The organism is Pseudomonas sp. E1MeOHC2 (assembly GCF_058745025.1).
Map to the genome: position 1 here is coordinate 4,408,339 of NZ_CP196675.1, position 17,380 is coordinate 4,425,718.

General features: G+C 57.1%; 18 protein-coding genes. 13 read left to right on the forward strand and 5 right to left on the reverse strand.

What is annotated here, in order from left to right:
• Window positions 1-23: 23 nt before the first annotated feature.
• The 13 genes from ACSSU5_RS19965 to ACSSU5_RS20025 all read left to right on the forward strand — a co-directional run bounded on the left by ACSSU5_RS19965 (window position 24) and on the right by ACSSU5_RS20025 (window position 12,078).
• Window positions 24-602 (forward strand): hypothetical protein, encoded by a 579-nt coding sequence (locus tag ACSSU5_RS19965; RefSeq protein WP_492559598.1) that lies wholly within the window; start codon window positions 24-26, stop codon window positions 600-602.
• A 690-nt stretch (window positions 603-1,292) separates the two neighbouring features.
• Window positions 1,293-3,125, forward strand: coding sequence for a right-handed parallel beta-helix repeat-containing protein (locus ACSSU5_RS19970; RefSeq protein ID WP_492559599.1), 1,833 nt, complete (start codon window positions 1,293-1,295; stop codon window positions 3,123-3,125).
• A gap of 69 nt (window positions 3,126-3,194) precedes the next feature.
• A complete protein-coding gene (locus ACSSU5_RS19975; RefSeq protein ID WP_492559600.1) occupies window positions 3,195-3,518 on the forward strand; it encodes a phage holin, lambda family in 324 nt (107 codons plus the stop codon).
• 150 nt (window positions 3,519-3,668) lie between these two features.
• Window positions 3,669-4,115, forward strand: a complete 447-nt coding sequence (locus ACSSU5_RS19980) for a structural protein P5 (protein WP_492559601.1) — start codon at window positions 3,669-3,671, stop codon at window positions 4,113-4,115.
• Window positions 4,112-4,564, forward strand: coding sequence for a lysis system i-spanin subunit Rz (locus ACSSU5_RS19985; RefSeq protein WP_492559602.1), 453 nt, complete (start codon window positions 4,112-4,114; stop codon window positions 4,562-4,564). Before ACSSU5_RS19980 ends, ACSSU5_RS19985 begins: the two co-directional genes overlap by 4 nt.
• Window positions 4,531-4,794 (forward strand): hypothetical protein, encoded by a 264-nt coding sequence (locus tag ACSSU5_RS19990; protein WP_492559603.1) that lies wholly within the window; start codon window positions 4,531-4,533, stop codon window positions 4,792-4,794. The genes ACSSU5_RS19985 and ACSSU5_RS19990 overlap by 34 nt, the downstream gene beginning before the upstream one ends.
• A complete protein-coding gene (locus ACSSU5_RS19995) occupies window positions 4,791-6,551 on the forward strand; it encodes a right-handed parallel beta-helix repeat-containing protein (RefSeq protein WP_492559604.1) in 1,761 nt (586 codons plus the stop codon). The genes ACSSU5_RS19990 and ACSSU5_RS19995 overlap by 4 nt, the downstream gene beginning before the upstream one ends.
• Window positions 6,552-6,561: 10 nt before the next feature.
• Window positions 6,562-7,038 carry a DUF1566 domain-containing protein gene (locus ACSSU5_RS20000; protein ID WP_492559605.1) on the forward strand — a complete coding sequence of 159 codons (477 nt, stop codon included), beginning with the start codon at window positions 6,562-6,564 and terminating at the stop codon, window positions 7,036-7,038.
• Window positions 7,039-7,498: 460 nt separating this feature from the next.
• Window positions 7,499-8,170: an epoxyqueuosine reductase QueH gene (locus tag ACSSU5_RS20005; protein ID WP_492559606.1), complete on the forward strand. Its 672-nt coding sequence runs from the start codon at window positions 7,499-7,501 to the stop codon at window positions 8,168-8,170.
• A 317-nt stretch (window positions 8,171-8,487) separates the two neighbouring features.
• On the forward strand, window positions 8,488-9,471 hold the full coding sequence (locus tag ACSSU5_RS20010) for a DUF1852 domain-containing protein (protein WP_492559607.1): 984 nt from the start codon (window positions 8,488-8,490) through the stop codon (window positions 9,469-9,471).
• A gap of 28 nt (window positions 9,472-9,499) precedes the next feature.
• On the forward strand, window positions 9,500-10,534 hold the full coding sequence (locus ACSSU5_RS20015) for a methionine synthase (RefSeq protein ID WP_264309341.1): 1,035 nt from the start codon (window positions 9,500-9,502) through the stop codon (window positions 10,532-10,534).
• A gap of 98 nt (window positions 10,535-10,632) precedes the next feature.
• A complete protein-coding gene (locus ACSSU5_RS20020) occupies window positions 10,633-11,142 on the forward strand; it encodes a flavin reductase family protein (protein WP_492559608.1) in 510 nt (169 codons plus the stop codon).
• 6 nt (window positions 11,143-11,148) lie between these two features.
• Complete coding sequence (locus ACSSU5_RS20025; protein WP_492559609.1) at window positions 11,149-12,078, forward strand: LysR family transcriptional regulator; 930 nt, start codon at window positions 11,149-11,151, stop codon at window positions 12,076-12,078.
• Between the two features lie 80 nt (window positions 12,079-12,158).
• Here ACSSU5_RS20025 and ACSSU5_RS20030 read toward each other — a convergent pair whose 3' ends face one another.
• The 5 genes from ACSSU5_RS20030 to ACSSU5_RS20050 all read right to left on the reverse strand — a co-directional run bounded on the left by ACSSU5_RS20030 (window position 12,159) and on the right by ACSSU5_RS20050 (window position 17,342).
• Complete coding sequence (locus ACSSU5_RS20030) at window positions 12,159-12,338, reverse strand: hypothetical protein (protein WP_264309338.1); 180 nt, start codon at window positions 12,336-12,338, stop codon at window positions 12,159-12,161.
• Window positions 12,339-12,381: 43 nt separating this feature from the next.
• Window positions 12,382-12,966: a class I SAM-dependent methyltransferase gene (locus ACSSU5_RS20035; RefSeq protein ID WP_492559610.1), complete on the reverse strand. Its 585-nt coding sequence runs from the start codon at window positions 12,964-12,966 to the stop codon at window positions 12,382-12,384.
• A gap of 216 nt (window positions 12,967-13,182) precedes the next feature.
• On the reverse strand, window positions 13,183-14,010 hold the full coding sequence (locus tag ACSSU5_RS20040) for an outer membrane lipoprotein-sorting protein (RefSeq protein WP_264309336.1): 828 nt from the start codon (window positions 14,008-14,010) through the stop codon (window positions 13,183-13,185).
• Between the two features lie 4 nt (window positions 14,011-14,014).
• Entirely contained in the window at window positions 14,015-14,821 is an 807-nt protein-coding gene (locus ACSSU5_RS20045; protein WP_492559611.1) for a thioesterase II family protein, read from the reverse strand.
• Entirely contained in the window at window positions 14,802-17,342 is a 2,541-nt protein-coding gene (locus tag ACSSU5_RS20050) for an efflux RND transporter permease subunit (RefSeq protein WP_492559612.1), read from the reverse strand. The genes ACSSU5_RS20045 and ACSSU5_RS20050 overlap by 20 nt, the downstream gene beginning before the upstream one ends.
• Window positions 17,343-17,380: the final 38 nt, after the last annotated feature.

Here is a 17,380-nt window from a genome sequence, read left to right on the forward strand (position 1 = left end):
ACCGGGGATTGAAGGGGAAGGACATGATTTACAGCAGCGTACTCGCGGCGGTCGTCTCGGCCCTAGCTGCAGAAGCGATCGACAACACCAGTAAGCAGGCCTGGCAGAAGCTCTACGAGCCCGGCAGCGAAAACGGCCATGACATGGCCATCCTGAGCGGTTCGGTAAAGCGCGGTGAGATCAGCCGGATGGATGCTGATTGCTGGGTCTTCGCCCGGCTGCATAGCCAACTGAAGCCACGCTATTGGGATGTGCTGGTGGCCAAGTTCAGCACACATAAGGGCCGAAAGGTGCAGTCGATTGGTCGTCTATGCCCAATGGTTGCCTCACATGCGCCAAAGCTGTTTATCAACAGCGCTATTACCGCTTGGGCGATTCCCAAAATGAAGGGCGCCGATGGCAAGCGCTCGAACGACATTATCGTGTTGCCGTCCCAGTTTTACGACATGAACCGGTGGGACCCGGATGCCCGCCCTGAGCGCACACGACGCCGATGGAAGAAGGGCATCGAAGACGTGCTGGAGGGAATGGTAGGGGAGGCCCTGGAAGCAGCTGGAGCCATCCTTAACCATGAAGGCCTGTCTATGGAAAATGCCGCTTGACATCTACTGGCCGCATGGCCGATTATTTCTCCATCCTGTCATTCCTGCGCGTTTTTAAGAGTGACGAAAAAGGAAAGCGCGCATTTGAGAGCCCGGCAATTAAGCTGGGCTTTTTCGTTTCTGGAGTTGTGCTGCAACCTCGGTATGGCCATTTTTGTACAGAGCCTAGCCATCCGTGCTCATACAGTGCTGCCTCCCTTGAGAAACCCGTCGCCTGCGCAAGCGGCAATCAACTGAACCTGTCGAATGTATAAGGCGGGTGTTGAGCACAGATGCGCACAAATAAGCACTGCATGGTCGCGGACTGCCCCAACACGGAATACGCTTGCCACTGACGCGATTAGACCATTCCCAAAAATCAGTGTTAATGCACTCACGTGAACTTGCCAAAAAAGAAGCCCTGCTTCTCAATCGCTCCAACTAACGAAACCCTCAGGGCGCTGTGTCGTATATGGCTGCTCTGAGGGTTGTTGCGGTAAATCCGGGCAATAACTTTTATAGCTTGCGATGCACCACGAAGTACTAAGCGCCTGAGGCGCATAGCGGCAACACAAACGTATCTACTCCCTGTAGATCGATATCCATCAGCGCTTATCAATCAACATTGATAAGTGTCCCTTCCCCTTCCCCTTCTCTTTTCAATTCGTCAAACCGGGCCGGATCTCGGCTTGTCTACCATGAGGATATACCATGACTAATGCAATCAACATCTGGGATTATGCCCACCTTGTCACATCAAAGCCGAACATGGCTGACCCGAATACCTGGAACTGGACCCCAGCCGTAGCCGAGGCTGTACGTGTCGGCGGTGAAATTGAATTCACTGGCAACCAGACGTACATCATCAGCTCTGTGCAGATCCTGGCCAACTGTCGCATTCGCTTCCAAGTAGGCACGGTCATCCAGCGATTGGCCAACTTCGATGGCGAGGGTACATCCTATTGGTCGAACGGCGCTGCCGTGTTTGAATTGGGTGCCCCAGGCCTGAATGTCGAGTTCCTAGGGCAATGGACCTACGATGGCAACGAAGCCTCCATGATCAAGAAGGAGCCTACCGGTTTCTTTGTAAAGTGCATGCCTAAGTCCTTAGCCCCGCAAGATGACACCAAGCTGAAGATTTCGGGTGGCACTTTCCGTAACGGTACCTCCGGTTACCTCTGCCTGCGAGGTACTGACGTGGCTCGCCAGTTCAACACCTTGGTTTCAGTGATGGATTGCTTCTTCCACGCCACTCGCTACGGTGCCGGCCGCGGTGACCCAAACACGCCAACCGCACTGGGTTACTCGCCGAACTACATTTTGTGTGCCGACTATGTTCAGCTGAGCTGCCATAACTTTTGGGCCGACTTCGAAAATCCAATCAGCACAGGAAAGTATTCGGTAACTGCGATTCTGGGCACCTACGTCGGGCGGGATCCACTGACCTCCGGCCAGTGTTCCATTACCTTGACCGGTAGGACTAACTTGCGCCGCATGGGGCGCGGTGGGCCGGGTTACGATGGTAGCTGGGCAACTGCAATGAATGGTATCGGCTGCATCGATGTTTACGGTAACGGGGAGAACCTCTTCGTTGAAGATGTCCGTGCCATTGATTGCTACAGCATCCCATTGCGGGGCAAGTCCTCGCTGAAGGAGTTCACTGCGCTCAAGGGGCGTTTCGAAAACTGCGTAGGCGGTATCAACATTTCACCATCATCCACTGGCCCAGTTCGTTGTACCGTGTCGATTGGGCAGATCCGGACTATTGATTGCAAGATTCCAGTGATCGAAGTGACGGGTTCTACCCCAGCTGAGTCAATTCCCATAGCAACTATCGAGTCCGTGCACTGTACCAGCTCGAAGGGCCAGGATAACCAGGCAAACGTCGGTGTTAACCTCACCGGTGTGGTGCGTCTTCGTAACATCGAGGTGTGTACAGTAGAGGCCGTCTACTCTGATAAGAGCGATGAACACGGCGTTACGTGCACCAGCATTCAGGACTTGACCATCGCCAAGGCGCGAATCAAGAACTGCGGCCGTATCGGTGTACACGTTACGGGCTGCACTGACGTCAACATCACCGCAAACGTCGAGGCTTGTGGTGGTGAGGGTATCAACCTTTCCTACTGTACCGGCAAAGTGCGGATGTCTCGTTGCGTAACTAAAAACACTGTGAACTACGGCATTTTTGCCAACACCACATCAGCACAAGAAATTGTGTTGGAGGAGAATACTGTTTCGGATGTTTCGGGTAATAGCCGAGGCTTCTACTCAGCGGGTGCACTGAACCGGATTCATGGCAACATTGTGGGCGCTGGAGTAACTACCCCGTATGTATCGGTAGGTACTTCGCGCAACCTATCCAGTGAGAACAGCTGGGAGCCTGCGGATTTCTGGGGAGCCGGTATTGCTCCGACAGTTGGCACGTTCAAGCGTGGAGATCGCATCAAGAACATCAACCCTACTGGGGTAGCCGGTTCGGTGCGTGAGCAGACTTGTACCGCGGCAGGCACGCCTGGTACCTGGGCACCTACCAACTTCTAGTTTGCTTCACTGAGCCCGCTGATGAAGCGGGCTTTTTCATATCCACTCCCCACAGCGGGAGGAATCGAGATGGGCCATATGACAGAGAAAGATCCCGGCCTTTGGGCCGCCCTGATTGCTTGGGTGATCGCCCATCAGCCTCACCTGGGGGCTGCCGGCCTTTCCGTCGCAATCGCCGTGCTTCGTGTGGTGTATGGGGAAGGCAACCGCCGACAGATGCTGCTTGAGGGCGCGCTGTGCGGCTTGATTACCTTGGCCTTGGTGCCGCTGCTCGAATGGATGGGTTTGCCGCAGGGCATGGCCACGTTCGCCGGGGGCGCTGTAGGGTTCATGGGTGTGGAGAAACTTCGCTGCTACTCCGATCAGTTCTTGTCGCGTAAGGCCCAAGGCTGAAGGCCAGGCTCAAGACGCTCGGCACACACATCCATGAGGGCTTCGGCATGATCATCGTTGGAGGTGGAACGATTTATCTGAGCCCCTAAGAAATATCAAACATCAACATCCCGCACATGTTGCGGGATTTTTTTTGCCTGGAGAAAAGCCATGACTACACCACGCGGGGTTCGCAACAAGAATCCCGGCAATATCGATTACAACCTGCGAAACGCCTGGCAAGGCCAGCTCGGGCTGGAGGAAGGTGTATCCAACCCGCGATTCGCTCGCTTCGACCATCCTGAAAACGGCATTCGTGCCCTGGGAAAGCTGCTGATCAACTATCGCGACAAGGACGGTATGCCCGGCGTGGGCGGGAAGGGCATCGACACAGTGCTCGAAACCATCAACCGCTGGGCGCCAAACAACGAGAACGACACCCAGGCCTACGCCGCTGCTGCTGCAAAGCGCCTGGGCGTTCGGGCTAGGGACCTGATCGACATCAAAGACCCCGCCACTCTGCGCGGGATGGTGCTCGGCATCATCATTCACGAGAACGGCAGCAATCCATATCCGGACGCCATTATCAATGAAGGTGTGCGGCGGGCTCTGGCGTGACCAACTACCTGGTAGCCGCCCTGGTGGCCTGCGGCGTGGTCATCTACGCCGGCTGGCAGAAGATCGAGGCCCAGTCCTTGGCACTGGACCACGCCACCCAGCAGGTCAGCACGCTGGAGGCGGCTGCCGAGTCCCGCCGCAACACCATCCGCCTGTTGGCCGACCTCGACACCCAACACACCCAGGAGCGCGAACGTGCGAACCAGACCAATGCCGATCTGCGTGCTTCTGTTGCTGCTGGCAACAAGCGGCTGTCAGTCCTCGCCACCAGTTACAGCACCGCCGGATCTTCCACTGCCGCCGGCCTGGGTCATGCAGAAGCGCGAGCCGGACTTGACCCAGCGGCTGCTGAACGAATTGTCCGAATCGCCAACGACGGTGACGCCGCCATCCGCCAACTGACGGCCCTGCAGGAATGGGTCAGCAGGGCCTGCCCCATCGCGAAGTAAGGAATTCCCATGGCGCCGAGATCCTGCAGAAGCGGGAGGACGGGCAGCGCCTGAAGGATTTCCAGGACGAACAGGATTTCAAGTGGCTGATGCCCGATTCACGAGGCCGTCGGCTGATTTGGCGGCAGCTTGAGGCTGCGTGCCTGTTTCACCAGATCTACGACCCGCACCCGCACCTGTGCCAGGTGATGGTCGCGGAGAACGCTAAACCCGACGAGGCAAACGCATGAACCTCTTCATCCACGGCCGTCTCGGCCACTTCCTCATGAGCGAAGCCCCGGCAGATGGTGCGCCATCTGGTGCCGCTGAGCCTGTACCAACCCCAGCAGCTGAACCGCAGACCAGGCATAGCGTGGGCGCGCTCAATAGCTTCGCCGACAACCAGGTGCCGACCGTGTTTGAGTTCGACACTGAGCATCGGCTGGGCACGGGCGACGTCATCTACGACACTGCCACGATCCAGGCGGCGATCAACGGCACCTCGGGTGCACTGTCGCTGGGTGAGTTCGGCACCAGCTTCACCGTGTCTCGGCTGACCGGGCGCAGCAACCTGGACCTGCAGGGGCGAGGCACGCTCGATTTCAGCTCAAACGCGAGCTACGCAAGCGCCGTCGCCGATCCGTTGTTCAGGTTTCCCGGAACCGCAGGAGCGGCACGCGCGCTCACCACAAACGCAACGCCAGGTACAAAGGTCATTTCCGTCGACACAGCGGGGATCGCTGCCGGCGACATCATCGAAATCGGCACGCCTGGCAATGCCGCCGACTTCATCGATACTTCGACCGCGGTCAGCAACGCTGAAACGCGCAAGGTGGCGCGCATCATCAGCGCTGGCCAGCTGGAACTGTCCGACCCAATCGTCGACGAGATCGGCTACAGCGTTGCCAACCTTGGCCAGGTACGCCTGCTGAGTACCATGAAGAACGTGACCATTCGCGAGGGCGTGACGATCAAGGGCAAGGGGCGACCAGCTTCAGGTTCTGGCGACATCGGCATTGTGTTCTTCTACGGCGAAACCGTGAAGGTGCACTGCAAGTTCCTGGGCGTCGATTCTTCCGCTGTCCGATTCGAGAGTTGCTACGACGCCGAGGCGTCCTGGTGCAGGGTGAAGCACGACCCGCAGGGCGCGAACACGACCGTGAACTATGGAATCGTCCCAAGCAGTTCAAGCAGTTGGGTGAAGATCCACCACAACTTCTTCGAGAACATGCGTCATGCCGTCGTGACCTCACACCTTTCGGCTGGCTTGGGCCTGGGTATCATCGGCGTGGTTCGCGAGCTTGATATTTACAACAACTACATCATCAACACCTGGCACGCCGGCATTGCCACACACAACGATGCTGACCGGGTCCGGATCTATAAAAATATGCTGGTCGGCTGCTTCCAGGGTATTAACCCGCGCGAGCGCAATATTGAGGTTTCCGGAAACAACTTCCATCGGTGCGGACAAGGTGTCGTGATTACATCTCACCCAAGAAACCTGCTCATCGAGAGCAACGAATTCGAGAACATCCCAGGCAGCGCTATTCTCGGCACATGGGATGGTGCCAGGGACTGCACCGATCTGACCATCAGGGGGAACAAAGCCACGCGCATGGGTGGCGGTATCTCGATCACGCTGCCAGCACCTGTCGTAGCGCATGAACGCATATTCATCGAAGACTTCATCGCGACGGACGTTACAGGCGCGGGCGGGACTCAAGCAGTAATCCGTATCAACGGCGCAAGTTTCACCGGTGGCACGCTGATCGGTCACCGTATTCGAAAAGTAACCGGCGCATCTGGCATAGCAATAGCCAGCGGGGCCAATGATGTACCGATCGCTGGTAACGTCGTTAGGGACATAACAGGTTCTGCATTTAGCACGGGCGGCACTCTTGTAAACGTGTTCGGCAAGGGCAATTACTACCCAACAGGCACTTGGACTGGCAATAGCGCCCTCACCAACTCAGCAACATTCCTGGCTGACAATACGGCTTATTAACGGAGGCACTATGAGCACAACTCAAACCATCCCCGCACTGGGCGAAGTCTGGCCAGGCCAAGGCGGCATCTATGGCGGCATCATCCCCGGCCGAAACGGCGAACGCTCCTATTACGTCATCATCGGCGAAGACTTGGGGCGCATGGCATGGGGGCCGTACAACGTTCAGTCACCTGCAGCCAGTATGTTCGATGGGCCAGGCAACACTGCCGCACTGATCGCCGACGGTGGCGAATACCTCGCAGTAAAGGCCGCGGTTGCGTACGAGGCCGACGGCCATAGCGATTTCTACCTGCCAGCCATTGGTGAGTTGAATGAGATTCGAATGAACCTGGGCGAGCAGGCATGGGGCTGGCCGTGGTCGAGTACGCAGAGCAACGAGTGCGGTGCCTTCACCATGGACTTTGTGGACATCGGCCAGTACCAGTTGGTTGCCAAGTCAACCGAGTTCCCGGTGCGCCCGGTGCGGAAGATCTTGATTGACTGAGGGCTTGATAGATCGAACCCGGCCCGCGCTGCTATGGACCTTGTTAAGCCCCTCAGAGATTAGCGAGAAACACCAGCAGTGCCATACCGGAGTGCTACCTTTTTCCTGTCCAAAAAATAGCCACTTATGTGGCTATCCCTTCATTTTTAAGGGCTTTTTGTGTCTGCTCCGCCACAGCCTAAATTCTGCCTGTAGGCCCCCTCGCGGCCAATGCATGCGCTGATTGATCATGAGCAAAACTACAGTTGTGTGCAAAAAAAATGAGTTTGCCACATGATCATTTGTTCCTGACAATCCCTCTCTTGAATGTTTCGTCACTGACCGCGGCCTCACCGGAGACTGAAGCAGCCCGGATGATCAGGCTTGGGGCCGCCCGTGAACTGCGTGGCGAAGCCCCTGATTCAGGAAGGATGTGCAAACGGGGCGCCTGGCGTCCCGTTGTGCTTTTGCGAGGAATGGCATGAGTATCATCGATCGACCAACACTTACCCTGCCGAACGGTGCTGATCGCCTGCTGCTGCACTCCTGCTGCGCGCCGTGCTCAGGTGAGGTAATGGAGGCCATCACGGCGTCCGGGATCGATTACACCCTCTTTTTCTATAACCCCAACATTCACCCCGAGCGCGAGTACCTGCTGCGCAAGCAAGAGAACATCCGCTTCGCCGAGCAGCACAACGTGCCGTTCGTCGATGCCGACTATGACACCGATAACTGGTTTGCCCGTGCCAAAGGCATGGAGCATGCACCAGAGCGTGGTGAGCGTTGCACCATGTGCTTCGATATGCGCTTCGAGCGCACCGCCTTGTATGCCCATGAGCACGGGTTCTCGGTAATCAGCAGCTCGCTGGGTATCTCACGCTGGAAGGACATGCAGCAGATCAACGGGTGCGGTTATCGTTCGGCGGCCAAGTATCCGGGTATCAGTTACTGGGACTATAACTGGCGCAAGGGCGGCGGGGCAGCCCGTATGGTCGAGATCAGCAAGCGTGAGCGCTTCTACCAACAGGAGTACTGCGGCTGTATCTACTCGCTGCGAGACACCAACCACCACCGCAAGGCTCAAGGCAGGGATATCATTCGTATTGGCGTGAGCTACTACGGCGATGAACAGGGCGATGAAAATCACGCTTGAACTTTGGTCGGCCTGTAGAAAGCCTCCACTCGCGCAGCCTCCAGCAATTATTCAGCAGGTAAAGACTACCGGCTACAGTATTGCCCGTTGCTTTGGGGGTATGTTTTTTGATGGGTATACTTATTCATATAGGGGTGCACCACGCTGCCATCACCGCATGAATATGACTAAAGAGTTTGTGAAATCAATTCATTAGCGCTCGCTCAGTGGGCGGGCCTAGAATATCCCTTAATGACAGCGCAAACACGAGTGGGTTAACCGCTGGAAAAAGTCACAGGATGCGCTGAAAAAACATCAGGGATTAGGGTGCTAGACCAATGAGCAATGACTTTGCATTCGCTATTAAGAGCATTTGTTTTGATGAGCACTATCGCCCGTCGGACAATACACGTATCACCACCAACTTTGCCAACTTGGCGAGGGGCGAGAGCCGGCAGCAAAACTTGCGCAATACCTTGGGGATGATTGACAATCGCTTCAATGCGCTGGCGCATTGGGATAACCCCAATGGCGATCGTTATACGGTCGAGCTTGAAATCATTTCCGTTGAGATGCATGTCGGTGTCGAACGCAGTGGTCCTGCGCTGCCGTTGATTGAACTGTTGAAAACGACGATTGTCGATCGAAAAACCAACGCGCGCATTGAAGGTATTGTCGGGAATAATTTCTCATCCTATGTGCGAGATTATGACTTTAGCGTGCTGTTGCTGGAGCATAATAAAAATCGACCTGAGTTCAGTGCGCCCGAGGATTTTGGGGACCTGCATGGGAAACTATTCAAGAGCTTCGTGAACTCAGATGCGTACAAGGATTACTTTAGTAAGTCGCCCGTGATATGCCTCAGCGTTTCGAGTAGCAAGACCTATCATCGAACGGAAAACCAGCACCCTGTATTGGGGGTTGAGTACGCGCAGGATGAATATTCGTTAACGGATGAATATTTCAAGAAAATGGGGTTGAACGTTCGCTATTTCATGCCGCCCAACAGTGCGGCACCGTTGGCGTTCTATTTTGCCGGCGATTTGCTCGCGGACTACACCAATCTTGAACTCATCAGCACCATCAGTACGATGGATACCTTCCAAAAAATTTATCGACCTGAAATCTACAACGCAAATTCTGCGGCAGGGCAATCCTACCAGCCAAGCTTGACGCACCAGGATTACTCGTTGACGCGCATTGTTTATGATCGAGAAGAGCGTGGCCGCCTGGCGGTTGAGCAAGGCAAGTTTGTTGAAACGCACTTCATCAAGCCCTATCAAGCACGTCTTGAGCAATGGGCGTCTAATTTCGCGCTTTGAATAATCCAAATGCACAAGGCCCTATGTCATGAAAAAATTGCTACCTACTTCAACTGCTGGCAGCTTGCCTAAACCCGCTTGGCTTGCACAACCTGAGACGCTCTGGTCGCCTTGGAAACTTCAGGGTGATGAATTGGCTGAAGGAAAACACGATGCGTTGCGGTTGTCGTTGCACGAACAGCAACAGGCAGGTATCGATATTGTCAGCGATGGTGAGCAAACGCGCCAACACTTTGTGACGACGTTTATCGAGCACCTCGGCGGCGTTGATTTCGAGAAACGTGAGACTGTAAGAATTCGTGATCGCTATGAGGCGAGCGTGCCGACGGTCGTGGGCGCGGTCACCCGTCAAAAACCGGTATTTGTTGAAGATGCGAAGTTCTTGCGTCAGCAAACCAAGCAGCCCATCAAGTGGGCGTTGCCGGGCCCCATGACGATGATTGATACGCTGTATGATAATCACTATAAAAGCCGCGAAAAACTGGCGTGGGAATTCGCGAAAATTCTCAATCAAGAAGCCAGGGAATTAGAAGCGGCGGGTGTTGATATCATTCAGTTCGACGAGCCTGCCTTCAATGTGTTCTTCGATGAGGTGAATGATTGGGGGGTGGCCACCCTGGAGAGGGCAATCGAAGGGCTAAAATGCGAAACGGCTGTGCATATTTGCTACGGTTACGGCATCAAGGCGAATACCGATTGGAAAAAGACGCTGGGGTCAGAGTGGCGCCAGTACGAAGAGGCTTTTCCCAAGCTGCAGCAATCCAGTATTGATATCGTCTCGCTGGAGTGTCACAACGCGCGTGTTCCCATGGACCTCATCGAACTCATTCGAGGTAAGAAGGTAATGGTCGGGGCCATTGATGTGGCAAACCACACCATCGAAACACCCGAGGAAGTGGCCAATACCCTGCGAAAAGCACTGCAGTTTGTAGAGGCCGACAAGCTCTACCCTTGCACCAACTGCGGCATGGCCCCTTTGCCTCGTCGCGTGGCAAGCGGCAAGTTAAAGGCGTTGAGTGCAGGCGCGGAAATTGTTCGAAGAGAACTTCAGAACCCGAACTGAGTTAAACCCAGAACGTGTGCGGGAAGGGGGGAGGCAGTCTACAGCTGCTTCAGAACTTCCTTGATGCGCTGGGTTGCACCCACTATTCAGGACTTACTATGTCTGTTGCAAGTACTGCTATCGAGCCCCTGCGCTTTCGCGAGGCGCTAGGGCACTACGCATCCGGTATCACGGTCATTACATCGCACCTTGATGACGCGCCGCTGGGCTTCACTTGCCAGTCATTCTACAGCGTGTCAATGAACCCGCCGCTGGTGTCCTTCAGCGTGATGTCCAACTCGGCCAGCTACCCCAAAATTCGCCAGGCAGGCCGGTTTGCAGTCAATATCCTGTCGGGTGAGCAGGTCAAGATTTCCAACCAGTTTGCTCGGCGAGGCACGGACAAGTGGCGTGGCGTCGAATGGCAGCATTCGCCGCTTGGCAATCCGATCATTGCCGGCAGCCTGCATTGGTTTGATTGCGAGATTCATGCGGAACACACTGCCGGTGATCACCTGATTGTGATCGGTGAAGTGAAAGCGTTGAACCTGCAAGAGGCGGCTACTGCGCAGCCATTGCTGTATTTCAAAGGGCAGTATTTCAACCTCGCCGCACAGTGCACGGCTTGAGTGCTTATGATTGACTTGAGACACCTGCGCACTATCGATGCCTTGCGCGAAACGGGCAGCCTGCACGACGCCGCCGAACGCCTGCACCTGACACAGTCGGCGCTGTCGCATCAGTTTCGGGATGTGGAAAATCGCATTGGCATGCAAGTGTTCGTGCGCAAGTCCAAGCCGGTGCGCTTCACCAGCGCCGGCCTCAAGCTGCTGCAGTTGGCTGACCAGGTGCTGCCGCTGATTCGCAAGACAGAGCGCGACCTGGGCAAGCTGGCTGGCGGCGCGGCCGCGCGGCTACACATCGCGATCGAGTGCCACAGTTGCTACCAATGGTTGATGCCGTCGGTTGATGAGTTTCGCAGTGCATGGCCGGAGGTTGAACTGGACCTGGCGTCCGGGTTGTCGTTCGCGCCACTGCCGGCGCTGGAACGGGGGGACCTTGACCTGGTGGTGACCTCTGACCCTGTAACCCTGCCAGGGATCACCTATGTGCCGCTTTTCGGTTACGAGGCACTGCTGGCCATTGATAAGCATCATGCCCTGCGCGAAAAGCCGTACCTTGAACCCACCGACCTCGCCAGCCAGACCCTGATCACTTACCCGATCGAGCGCAACCGCCTGGACATCTTCACCCGCTTCCTTGACCCTGCCGACATCGAGCCGGCTCAGGTGCGCACCTCAGAGCTGACGGTCATGATGATGCAGTTGGTGGCCAGCGGCCGTGGTGTTTGCTGTCTGCCGAACTGGGCCGTGCATGAGTACACCTCGCGCGGCTATGTGATCGCCAAGCGTCTGGGGGAGGAAGGGTTGCAGGCCATGCTATTTGCGGCTGTTCGCAGCGACATGCTCGAAGTGCCTTATGTGAGTGATTTTCTGCTCACGGCAAAAGACATTTCATTTGCCACGTTAGCGGGCGTCAATGCTGTGCCGGGGCGCTGCGTCTGACTGCGACGACTCAAGACACAAGAAAGCCCGCCAAGGCGGGCAAGTGAGGTCCTGCTCTGGGGAGCAAGGCAGCAGGCTTGTCAGCGTTGGGCTTTTTGCTGCCGCGAGCGCTGGAAACGACTCACGACGATCTGGACGGCGGCTGCCACGAGGCACAGCAAGCCGATTCTCCAACTGCCCTGCACCTCGAAATGCTCGGCTACCTTCCCAGCGATGATTACGCAAACGAAGATGGCGACAGGCAGGATCAATTTATTCATTGGGGCTTCCAACAGCGAATGACAAAAGGCTAAAGGGGGAACACTACGGCTTGCGCACGATGACGTCTATCCGATGCCAGTTCACTGACTCGGAGTCGATGACCATAGCGGTTTCAGTTTCACGCAGCAGGAGAATGTCCAGCCCTTCTGCAAGCCTCTGAACAGTCGGTACGCCATGAAAAGACATCTGCTCCTGGCTTGCCCAGCTGTGCCTCATGCCGAAGAAATGCCCTACGAAAACACCCCCTGGTAGCAGGGCGTCGCGAATCTGGCCCCAGAGGTGATCGAACCGCGCAGGGTGGCAAAAGGGCAGGGCAAGCCCCGCATGAATCAGCATCGACGCCGGCAGCTCGGCGAGGTACTCAAAGTCCGCCACTTTTGCGTCGAGCATGGCCGCGTCGTTCATCGAGCACTTGCTGATCGTCCGCGCGACGGCCTCAGGCTCTTTGTCGATGGCCAGGACATGCCACCCAGCCTGGATCAGTTGCCACGCCTCGTTTCCGGCGCCGCAGCCCAGGTCTACGGCGTGACGCGGGTGTTGATGTTTGACGTGATCAATTGCGCAACTGAGCAGCGGTGAGGGGGCTCGTTTGTCCGTGCGCTCATAGAAAGCATTCCAGCTCGTCATGGATTCAAGCGTCCTTACCTTTCCATGTGAATTCAGGCCATGGCGGATAAAGCCAGGCTAAAAAAGGCTGATCATAGCCCAGGGAAACGCTTGTCTTGGTTTTGGCTGTATTTCCACACGTTTCCGATGTGCAGGGGAACGATGAGGATCGATGCCTTCATCCACGGCTGCAAACGGTGGGGAACCCAGCCCCCACCTGCAGCCTTGCCCGGTTTGTTACAACCCGATCTCCATGAACCGCCGCGTGAAAATCTTCGCGTCAATGGGTTGGTCCAGCACTTGTTCAAAGCGCACATTCGTACTGTGGCCGGTCTCCAGGTTTTTCATCGAGAACAGGTTCGGCCGCCACTCGGTAGTGCCCCCTGCAGCTGGGAACGGGCGGATATCCGAGCTGGTGCGGACCTTGAAATGCTCGCCGTTCTTGTTGAAGTAGTGTTCCTGAATGGCTGTGTAGTACTGCTGCTCAACCCAGATAATGCGTTTGCCATACAAGCCCTGCGCGATCTGTTTCGCGCTGGTCGGGATGGCTTCGACTACCCAGCAGTGGCGGTCTACGCCACTGTTGTCCTTGATGGTCTCTTCACGCAGGATCTTGTAGCTGTGGTTCTTCACCCCCACCACGCCATCGCTGATCGACATGTCTTCATAAGTGAAGTCGGTGCCGACAAAGCTTTGCGTCTGGTCTGCCCCGGCAATGCGCCGGACCTTGCGCAGCGCGGGCAGATAGATCCAGCGGTCTGCGTCTTCATCGGCATCGGCGTTCTCCAGCGCCAGCACCCGCGTGCCTTTCACATCCTTGGGTTCGACGAACTCCAGGTAGGATTTGCGCGCCGCCTTGTTGCCGTCGTCGATGCGCAGCTTCAAGGTCCGTTCACGCACATTGCCGCGGGCATCGGTCATGGTGATGAACACGTCACTGCTTTCGGTCAGGCCTTTGCGCGAGTCTTCGTTGAGCAGCATGACCTGCTCGCCGGTGTAGGTCTGGGCAAAGGCTGACGGCAGTACGACGCTGAGCAGCAGTGCGGCCAGGTTGAGCTTTTTCATGTTTTTACAGTTCCATTGTGTGGGTTGGGTGGACGAGGCGGCGCAGCAGGTCGATGACCTGCCGCTCTTGCTCCAGGATGAAAAAGTGCCCGCCCTGGCAGACATGCTGTTCGAAGTGGCGATGGGTGTGCTGTGCCCAGCGCTGCATCTGCCTGGGCGTCGCCAGGGTGTCGCCAGTGCCTGCCAGCGCCACCAGGTCGGCCTGCACGCGACCGAACCGGTGGCCTTGGGCATTGAGGTTCAGGCGCAGGTCGTCGCGGATGATCGGCAGGTACATCGCCATCGCCTCGGTGTCGGCCGCCAATTGCGGCGGCAGGCAACCCAGAGACACCAAAAACTCGATCATCTGCGCGTTCGAGCACTCAGGGTCGACGTCGGTGAGGCGGGTTTCGTCCGGCACCGTACGCGCGGAAATCAGCACTTTGCTGGCGTTGCGCCCGTGGCGGTTTTCCATTTCCTGGGCCACGGCGAAGCCCAGGGCGGCGCCCAGGCTGTGGCCAAAGAACGAATACTCACCACTGACCTGGGCGTGAATGTCATCGGCAAGCTGCGTCACCAACTGCGAGAAGTCGGTCACGCGCGCTTCACGGTGGCGCCCCTCGCGGCCGGGCAGGTGCACGGCCAGCAACTGCGTCGGCGCATCGAGCGACTTCGCCCAGCGGCGATAAAAGCTCGGACCACAGCCGGCAGGCCCGAAACACACCAGTACCGGTGCGCCTTGGGGGCGTTCGCCGAACGCCATCAACGTGCGGTTCAGTGGGGCGGTTTGCATCGCCGGCCGCTGGCCGCGATCAGCTGGCAACGGGTTCAAGATGATCTTCCCCCTGCTCGACGGGTACGAAGTTGACGCAGACGCGCAGCGTGGCCGGTATCAGCAACATCGTGAAGAAGGCGCAGGCCACCATCGAAACTGCGGTCAGCAAGCCAAGGTTGACGATGGCGGCGTAGCTCGAAAGGCACAGCACGGCAAAGCCGCTGGCCAGCGACAGCGAGTTGATCAGGATTGGGCGCCCTACCGACACGACGGTCTTGGCCAGCACTTGTTCATGATTGGTGCCGGGTATTTTTGCGTAGGTGTTGTAAACACTCAGGAAGTGAATCGTGTAGTCGATGCCCACGCCGAAGCAGATGCCGCAGATCATCGCCGTACCGATGTCCAGCGGGATGTCCAGGGCCAGCATCAGCGTGCCAATGAGGGCCAGGGTGAAGGTCATGGGCACCATGCTGACGATGGCCATCTTCAACGAACGGAAGATGGCGAGCATCATCACGGCGATGATCAGGAACGAGAACCCGAAGCTGTAGGCCTGGCTTTTGACGATCTCGGGGATGTTGCTGGCCTGGAGCTCGCCGGTACCGTAGACCTCGACGGTGACGCCCTTGGGGACGACGGTCGCGGCATAATTGCGCACGTCATCGATGATCGCTTCCCAGGTGGTGCCCCGGTCGGTATACGCCGTGGCGATGATTCGGGCGCTGCTGTAGTTGTAGTCGACGACGTCCTTGATCTCGCTGCCGTTGCCGAATTCGTAAAGCAGGAAGTACTGCGAAATCAGCTCTTCCGAGGCATTGGCGGGTAGCTGCGGGCTGCCGTCGTCGGCCATCAGTTCATTGATGCGGTTCAGGTAGTCGGCTGGTGAGAGGGTGTAGCCGATCTGCTCATGCTGCTTCAGGCGTTGTTCGATCAGGCGCAGGGCGTTGATGAATTCTGGGCGCTTGACCATGTCTTTGGTTTCCGAGCGCAGCCAGATGGACGCAGGGACGGTGCCGCCAAAGTATTGGTTGAGCACGTCGTTGTCCTGGCGCACGGCGGTGGACTTGGAGAATGACGAGATGTTCTCGTTGTCGACGCGTACTTGGAAGCTCATGTAGGTAGCCGCCACCAGCAGCACCAGGCTCAGGCTCATCAGGGCCCACGGTGCCTTGCGCGACAAGCGGTTGGCTGCGCTGCTGAAGCGGTCGACAAACAGCATGAAGCTGTTGTCGTTGGCTTTCTTGATCTGTTGCTTGGGCACCTTCAGGTACGGCAGCAGGGCGGGCAGCAAGGTGATGGTGATGGCGAAGGCGAAGGCCACGCCGATGGACACGAAGATGCCAAATTCGCTGATGAAGGTCAGGTTGGTGAAGGCCATGGCGGCAAAGCCGACCACCGTGGTGAAGGACCAGATGCTCATCGGGATGAGCAGGTGGTGCATGGTCTCTTCGATCGCGGTGTGCGGGTCGCTTTCGGCGGCGCGCTCGTAATAGGCGGTGATGAAGTGGATGGAGTCAGCCACCGCGATGGAGATGATGAACACCGGGATCATGTTGGTGATGATGTTCAGCTTGAACCCCGTCGCGCTGACCAGGCCCATGGTCCAGATCAGCGACAGCACGGCGATCATCAGTGGGATCCACACGCCCTGCCAGCGACGGAAGCTGATGTACAGCAACAGCGAGATCACCAGCACCACGAACGGCAGGAAGGTGTTGTTGTCCTTCTCGACGATGTCGGTGATGGCGGCGTAATACGTGGCGGTACCACCGATTGGGAAGGCATCCTGCGAGGCGATTTCGCTGACCTGGCGCAGTACCTCGGCGTAGGCGCGCTGCAGGTTGCGCGAGTCTTCTTCGTCCACGGCCAGTTCGATCTGGATCATCGAGGCTTTGCCCTTGGGCGAAATCAGCGAGTTGACGAACATCTCGTTGTCGAAGACTTCTTCTGCCAGCTTGCTCAAGGCCTGGGCATCGACCGGCACGTCGGTCATCAGGTCGTGAACGTCCAGCGCGTCGCCATTGAGTTCGATGTTCTCGACGTCGGCCAGGCTTCTGACATTCACCACCGGGGCCACGCGAATGGTCAGGTCTGCCACATAGTCCCTGACCGCCGGCGGGCAGTCGGGCAGGGTGGCGAGATGGGCCGACAGTGCTTTGAGGTCGTTCTTGTCCCGCGCGGTGATCCCGTCGGCCAGAATCCGCCCGACCATGGCCTGGCTTTGTGGGTCGAGTGCGGCACTGTCGAGCTGTTGTGCGTCATCCTCGTCCACCAGCGTCATTTCGCTGAACTGCTGGGTAAGTGTTTTGATTGCAGCCAGGGAACGGGGGTTGAAGATGCTCTCTTCGGAGGTGACGACACCGACCAGGATCTGTTCACCGGAACCGCTGAAGTGCTGGCGCGCCTCGGCCATGAGCACGCGGCCCTTGAAGTCCTTGCCCAGCAGGAACAAAGAGGGGTTCACCTGGAGCCACAGCAGTTGCACGCAGAAGAACAGCGTGATCAGGGCCAGCGTCCCGAGGGTGGCCTTCTTGTGCCTCAATATGAAAGCAGCGTAGCGCTGAGAATAGGACGTCACAGAACGGTTCCTTGTCGTGATGGGTGAGCAGGGCAGAA